The 6,468-nt window shown below is 69.6% G+C and carries 5 protein-coding genes and 1 rRNA gene; 1 reads left to right on the top strand and 5 read right to left on the bottom strand.

Going from position 1 to position 6,468, the window contains the following annotated elements; all coding sequences use genetic code 11:
* Positions 1-74, bottom strand: a 16S ribosomal RNA gene (locus tag ACPXCS_RS14575); the annotation flags it as partial.
* Between the two features lie 585 nt (positions 75-659).
* Positions 660-1,667: a stage II sporulation protein M gene (locus ACPXCS_RS14570; RefSeq protein ID WP_425946778.1), complete on the bottom strand. Its 1,008-nt coding sequence runs from the start codon at positions 1,665-1,667 to the stop codon at positions 660-662.
* A 129-nt stretch (positions 1,668-1,796) separates the two neighbouring features.
* Between ACPXCS_RS14570 and ACPXCS_RS14565 the strand changes: the two genes are divergently transcribed.
* Positions 1,797-2,810: an RDD family protein gene (locus ACPXCS_RS14565; RefSeq protein ID WP_425946779.1), complete on the top strand. Its 1,014-nt coding sequence runs from the start codon at positions 1,797-1,799 to the stop codon at positions 2,808-2,810.
* 31 nt (positions 2,811-2,841) lie between these two features.
* Here the strand turns inward: ACPXCS_RS14565 and ACPXCS_RS14560 are convergent, their stop codons facing one another.
* The 3 genes from ACPXCS_RS14560 to ACPXCS_RS14550 form a co-directional block, all read right to left on the bottom strand.
* Positions 2,842-3,453, bottom strand: a complete 612-nt coding sequence (locus ACPXCS_RS14560) for a hypothetical protein (protein WP_425946780.1) — start codon at positions 3,451-3,453, stop codon at positions 2,842-2,844.
* Positions 3,454-3,588: 135 nt separating this feature from the next.
* Positions 3,589-5,046, bottom strand: coding sequence for an adenosylhomocysteinase (ahcY, locus tag ACPXCS_RS14555; RefSeq protein ID WP_425946781.1), 1,458 nt, complete (start codon positions 5,044-5,046; stop codon positions 3,589-3,591).
* Between the two features lie 323 nt (positions 5,047-5,369).
* Positions 5,370-6,344 (bottom strand): cation diffusion facilitator family transporter, encoded by a 975-nt coding sequence (locus tag ACPXCS_RS14550; protein WP_425946782.1) that lies wholly within the window; start codon positions 6,342-6,344, stop codon positions 5,370-5,372.
* Positions 6,345-6,468: the final 124 nt, after the last annotated feature.

Genomic DNA, 6,468 nt, shown 5'->3' with positions numbered 1-6,468 from the left:
GTTCATCGTTCGACTTGCATGTGTTAAGCACGCCGCCAGCGTTCGTCCTGAGCCAGGATCAAACTCTCCGTGAATGTGTACCGGTAATCCGGTCGACACCACGAGAGCGGAACAGTCAGGCGGAATAAGCCCGACCGTTCACAGCGTCCTCGCTGTGTTTTTTCAAAGGAACCTCGACCATCGGATGCCCGATGGACGGGGTATCAACATATCTGGCGTTGACTTTTGGCACGCTGTTGAGTTCTCAAGGAACGGTCGCTTCCTTTGTACTCACCCTCTCGGGCTTTCCTCCGGGCGCTTCCCTTCGGTCTTGCGTTTCCGACTCTATCAGATCCTTTTCCGATCCGATTTCCTCGGCGCTTTCCAGGTTTCCGCTTTCGCGTTTCCCTTTCCGGCGGTTCCGACTTTATCAGAAGTTCTGAACCGGTCTGACCGGCCACTCATTTCCGATTTATCGGGAGGCGCTTCATTGGAATCAGCATCAGCGATTCAATAAGCAGACAGATGCTCACTGTCGCCGATCCGGGGGTCTGAGCCCCTCTACAGGCAACTGTTCGAATCTACCTCCCCACACTCACCGTGTCAACGGCTCCTGTGGGGCGAAGAGGAGACTAGCAGCTGAACGGACGTGGTCGCACATCCGCCGGTCGGGCGGACGATCAGGCAGCCGTGGGGACCGTGGCGCTGCGCTCCGCAGCCTCGACGTCACCGGTCTCTCCCGCGCGGGCGGCGCGTCCGCCCAGGATCCAGACGTAGGCGAGGAAGGCCAGTTCGGCGGCGACTCCGATGGCGATGCGGGCCCAGGTCGGGAGGCCCGAGGGAGTGACGAAGCCTTCGATGGCGCCCGAGACGAAGAGGACCAGGGCGAGGCCGATGGCCATGCCGATGGCGGCCCGGCCCTCCTCTGCGAGAGCGATGCGCCGGGTACGCGGGCCGGGGTCGATGAGGGTCCAGCCGAGCCGTAGGCCGGTGCCGGCGGCGACGAAGACCGCGGTCAGTTCGAGCAGGCCGTGCGGGAGGACCAGGCCCAGGAAGGTATCGAGGCGGCCGGCCGAGGACATGAGGCCGACGCCGATCCCGAGGTTGAGCATGTTCTGGAAGAGGATCCAGATGACCGGCAGGCCCAGGAAGACGCCCAGGATCAGGCAGAGGGCGGCGGCCCAGGCGTTGTTCGTCCACACCTGGGCGGCGAAGCTCGCTGCCGGGTGGCTGGAGTAGTACGTCTCGTACTGGCCGCCCGGGCGGGTCAGCTCGCGGAGCTCGCTTGGGGCCGCGATCGAGGCCTGTACCTCCGGGTGGGTGCCGATCCACCACCCGAGCAGGGCCGCGACGGCCGTGGAGAGGAGCGCCGTCGGGACCCACCAGTGGCGGGACTTGTAGACGGCGGCGGGGAAGCCGTGGGCGAGGAAGCGGGTGACGTCGCGCCAGGAGGCGCGTCGGTTTCCCGTCACGGCACTACGCGCGCGTGCCACGAGCTGGCTGAGCCGGCCGGTCAGCTGAGGGTCCGGGGCGCTGGACTGGATCAGGGAGAGATGGGTGGCGGCGCGCTGGTAGAGGGTGACGAGTTCGTCGGCTTCCGCGCCGCTGAGGCGGCGCTGGCGCCTGAGCAGGGCTTCGAGGCGGTCCCACTCCGCTCGGTGGGCGGAGACGAAGACGTCGAGGTCCATCGGTGTGCCTGCTCCTCGGCTGTTCGTCGGCGGGCTCGTCGTGGATCAGCTTGTCGTACTGCGGCGCGATGCGCCCTCAGCTTGGCAGACTGGCCCTGTCGGGGGCAGGGCAGGGGAAGGACGGCGGGCGTGAGTGAGCTGGTGACGGGCGAGGCTGTGGCGTTGGAGCTGCGCCCCGCGAGGTTGCCCAGCAGGGCGCTGGCCGTGCTGCTCGACCTGGTGGCGGCCATGGCGGTCTACGTCGCCGTGACCATCGCCCTGGTCGCTTCCACCGCTTCACTGGACGAGGCGGCGCAGACGGCGCTGTCGATCGCGTCGTTCGTCCTGGTGCTGGTGGGTGTGCCGATCGCGGTGGAGACGCTCAGCCATGGGCGGTCGCTCGGGAAGATGGCGTGCGGTCTTCGTGTGGTGCGTGACGACGGGGGACCGATCCGGTTCCGGCACGCGCTGGTGCGGGGTCTGATCGGAGTGATCGAGATCCTGATGACCTTCGGGATCGTCGCCTGCATCGCCTCCTTCGTGTCCGCGCGCGGGCGGCGACTGGGGGATGTCTTCGCGGGGACTCTCGTCGTGCGGGAGCGGGTCCCGGTCACGCGGACCGGTTTCGTGCCGCCTCCTCCGCCGTGGCTGGCGGGGCGGTTCTCGCAGCTGGATCTGTCGGCGGTGCCGGACGGGTTGTGGCTGGCCGTGCGGCAGTACCTGACGCGGATGCAGCAGCTGGATCCGCAGGTGGGCTGGTCGATGGCGGCGCGGCTGGCGTCCGATCTCTCGGAACGTACCGGGGCTCCGGTGCCGCAGGGAGTTCCGCCGGCGGCCTATCTGGCGGCCGTGGTGCAGGAGCGGCAGGCGCGGGAGGCCCGCCGGGCCTTCGGGGGCGGTCCGGGTGCTGCCTCCGGGGTTGCGGTCCCCGACGCGTCCGGTGGGCGGGCTGCGGCCGAGAGGCCGGTCGCGTCCGCCGCCGAGTGGGGTGTGTCCGCCTCGGCGGCTGGTCCGGCCGGGCCCGCTGCTCCCGCCGCGGGTGCGGTTGTGCCTCCGGTCGTGCCGACCGGTGCCGGGTCAGAGCCTCGGGATGCGCGGCCTGCGGCGTCGCCGGAGGTGCCGGCCGATGAGCGGCGCGGCACCGGGTTCGTGCCGCCGTCCTAGCGCGGGGCGGGGCCTTCGCGGAGCCTGACGCTCAGCCGAACTGCGACGGTGGTGATTCGAGGTCCTCGAGCTCGATGCCGGGGGCCGCGAGCACGACGTCGCCGGCGATGTGGACGGTGTGCTGTTCCCCCGTGTCCAGGGCTGTGACCTGGTATTCGTCCACGTTCAGGGGTCCGTTGTCAGTGGCGTGTGCTTCGCTTTTCAGCAAGGTCCACGACTGGTCCACGGTGCGCGGGGCGAGGACCGGATCCGTGAAGGCGACGAGGCGTACGCGGGTGGCGGCGGAGGGGGTGAGGCGCAGCAGACGGGCGGTGGCGACGAGGAACGCCGGGGAGGTGCCGGTGAAGGCGTGGGCGCGCACGTTGCCTTCGGTGGCGTCGGTTCCGGTGGGGTCGGTGCGGACCCAGGTGACGCCGTCGAGGGCGGCACCGCGGACCTGCCAGGCCGCGGCGTGGAGTTCCAGGCGGATGGGTCGGCCGAGTTCGTCGAGGGTGAGGTCGACGGAGCCGTGGTGATCGCCCGAGGGGGTGGTCAGCTGGGAGACGTAGCGCCAGCCGGAGGGGCCGGGGGCGCACTGGAAGTGTTCTTCCGCGAGGGGGGTGTGATCGTGCGGATCGTGGAGCGAATAACGGCCGCGGGGCATGGGGGTCCTGGGTCCTGACGGGCTGGGCCGGGCATCGGCCGGCGGGAACGGGACAGGCCCCCGGCACGGGGGTGCGGGGGCCTGCCTCGGAGTTCCGGCCGGTTGCCTGAGCGAGCGGCAGCGGTGCTGCCGGGCTCAGTAGCGGTAGTGGTCCGGCTTGTACGGGCCCTCTACCTGGACGCCGATGTACTCGGCCTGCTCGGGGCGGAGCGTGGTCAGCTTCACGCCGAGCGCGTCGAGGTGGAGGCGGGCGACCTTCTCGTCAAGGTGCTTGGGCAGCACGTAGACGCCGGTCGGGTACTCGTCGGGCTTGGTGAACAGCTCGATCTGGGCCAGGGTCTGGTCCGCGAAGGAGTTGGACATCACGAACGACGGGTGGCCGGTGGCGTTGCCCAGGTTCAGCAGGCGGCCCTCGGACAGGACGATGATCACCTTGCCGTCGGGGAAGGTCCAGGTGTGGACCTGCGGCTTGACCTCGTCCTTGACGATGCCGGGGATCTTGGCGAGGCCGGCCATGTCGATCTCGTTGTCGAAGTGGCCGATGTTGCCGACGATGGCCTGGTGCTTCATCTTGGCCATGTCCGAGGCCATGATGATGTCCTTGTTGCCGGTCGTGGTGATGAAGATGTCCGCCTTGTCGACGACCTCGTCGAGGGTCGTGACCTGGTAGCCGTCCATCGCGGCCTGGAGCGCGCAGATCGGGTCGATCTCGGTGACGATCACGCGGGCGCCCTGACCGCGCAGGGACTCCGCGCAGCCCTTGCCCACGTCGCCGTAGCCGCAGACGACCGCGGTCTTGCCGCCGATGAGGACGTCGGTGGCGCGGTTGATGCCGTCGATGAGCGAGTGGCGGCAGCCGTACTTGTTGTCGAACTTCGACTTGGTGACGGCGTCGTTCACGTTGATCGCCGGGAAGAGCAGGACGCCGTCGCGCTGCATCTCGTACAGGCGGTGGACGCCGGTCGTGGTCTCCTCGGTGACACCGCGGATCTCGGAGGACAGCTGGGTCCACTTCTGGGGGTTCTCGCCCAGGGTGCGGGTCAGCAGCTCCAGGATGACGCGGTGCTCGTCGGACTCGGCGGTGTCGGGCGAGGGGACCTTGCCGTCCTTCTCGTACTCGACGCCCTTGTGGACGAGGAGGGTGGCGTCACCGCCGTCGTCCAGGATCATGTTCGGGCCGCCGGTGGGGCTGTCCGGCCAGGTCAGCGCCTGCTCGGTGCACCACCAGTACTCCTCCAGCGTCTCGCCCTTCCAGGCGAAGACGGGGACGCCCTGCGGGTTGTCCGGGGTGCCGTTCGGACCGACGGCGATGGCCGCGGCGGCGTGGTCCTGGGTGGAGAAGATGTTGCAGGAGGCCCAGCGGACCTGGGCGCCGAGGGCGACCAGGGTCTCGATGAGGACGGCGGTCTGCACGGTCATGTGCAGGGAGCCGGTGACGCGGGCGCCGGCGAGGGGCTGCGCCTCGGCGTACTCCTTGCGGATCGCCATCAGGCCCGGCATCTCGTGCTCGGCGAGGGTGATCTCCTTGCGGCCGAACTCGGCCAGGGAGAGGTCGGCGACCTTGAAGTCCTGTCGGTTGTCGACAGTCGTCATTGCGAGCTGCTCCTCGGGGTTGGGTCGAGGTGGGTACGGCTGGTCTGCGCGGCGGCGGACACCGGGGTGCCCGGAAGAGGACACAGGCATGCCCGCGTATGCGCAGCGCAGTCCGTCGGAGGCCCTCTCTCCCTCGGCCGGTCCCCGGGGGACCGCCCGACCGCCATCAGCAGCGACGTCTGGCTCCGTCCCAAGCTACACCGGGGGCGGGGGCGAACCCCAGCCCGTCCGCGAACACATCGAGCCGATCATGGGCCGCGGCCGGGGACGGCGACGGGGCCCGCCGGGTGGTCCGGCGGGCCCCGTGGTCGCGTGGTGAGGGGTCAGTGGGCCGCGGGGGCCGGGCCGCCCGGGGAGGCCTCGGGGTCGGGGCCCTTGGCGGCTTCGGTCTCGCTGTAGATGTCCGGTTCCAGGTAGATCACGCGGGCGATCGGGACGGCCTCGCGGATGCGGGCCTCGGCGGAGTCGATGGCGGAGGCGATCTCGGTGGCGGTGTCGTCGTGCCGGACGGCGATCTTGGCGGCGACGAGGAGTTCCTCGGGGCCGAGGTGGAGCGTGCGCATGTGGATGACGCGGGTGACGGTGTCGCCGTCGACGACGGCGGCCTCGATCTTCTGGGCCTCTTCGACGCCGGCGGACTCGCCGAGCAGGAGCGACTTGGTCTCGGCGGCGAGGACCAGGGCGATCAGGATGAGCAGGATGCCGATGCAGAGGGTGCCGATGCCGTCCCAGACGGCGTCGCCGGTGAGCAGGGCGAGGCCGACGCCGCCGAGGGCGAGGATCAGGCCGACGAGGGCGCCGAGGTCCTCCAGGAGGACGACCGGGAGCTCGGGGGCCTTGGCGTGGCGGACGAACTCCTTCCAGGAGCGCTTGCCGCGCAGGAGGTTGGACTCCTTGATGGCCGTGCGGAAGGAGAAGGTCTCGGCGATGATCGCGAAGACCAGGACGCCGACCGGCCAGTACCAGTGGGTCAGCTCGTGCGGGTGCTTGATCTTCTCGTAGCCCTCGTAGAGGGCGAACATGCCGCCGACCGAGAAGAGGACGATGGAGACGAGGAAGGCGTAGATGTAGCGCTCGCGGCCGTAGCCGAAGGGGTGTTGCGGGGTGGCCTCGCGCTTGGCCTTCTTGCCGCCGACCAGGAGCAGTGCCTGGTTGCCGGAGTCGGCGAGCGAGTGGACGGACTCCGCGAGCATCGACGACGAGCCGCTGAAGAGGAACGCCACGAACTTCGCTACCGCGATCGCGAGGTTGGCGACCAGTGCCGCCACGATCGCCTTGGTGCCGCCTGACGCGCTCATGTGTTCGCGTTGTCCCTTCGTACGCCGTTCCAGGGCCGGGACGCCGCCGTGCGCGGCGCCCGTGGCTTTGCCCGTGCTTGACGGTGGGCCATTGTTGCAGCCCGTTCGGGCCGCGGTGTCTCAG

It is taken from the genome of Streptomyces sp. DT190, assembly GCF_049846985.1.
Lineage (GTDB): Bacteria > Actinomycetota > Actinomycetes > Streptomycetales > Streptomycetaceae > Streptomyces.
The sequence above is the reverse complement of the archived record's forward strand: the minus strand, read 5'-3'. Positions and strand labels throughout refer to the sequence as shown.

Excerpts from the sequence above, each read along its gene's own strand:
- ACPXCS_RS14570 (WP_425946778.1), bottom strand. The coding sequence starts at position 1,667 with ATGGACCTCGACGTCTTCGTCTCCGCCCACCGAGCGGAGTGGGACCGC.
- ahcY (WP_425946781.1), bottom strand. The coding sequence starts at position 5,046 with ATGACGACTGTCGACAACCGACAGGACTTCAAGGTCGCCGACCTCTCC.
- ACPXCS_RS14550 (WP_425946782.1), bottom strand. The coding sequence starts at position 6,344 with ATGAGCGCGTCAGGCGGCACCAAGGCGATCGTGGCGGCACTGGTCGCC.
- ACPXCS_RS14560 (WP_425946780.1), bottom strand. The coding sequence starts at position 3,453 with ATGCCCCGCGGCCGTTATTCGCTCCACGATCCGCACGATCACACCCCC.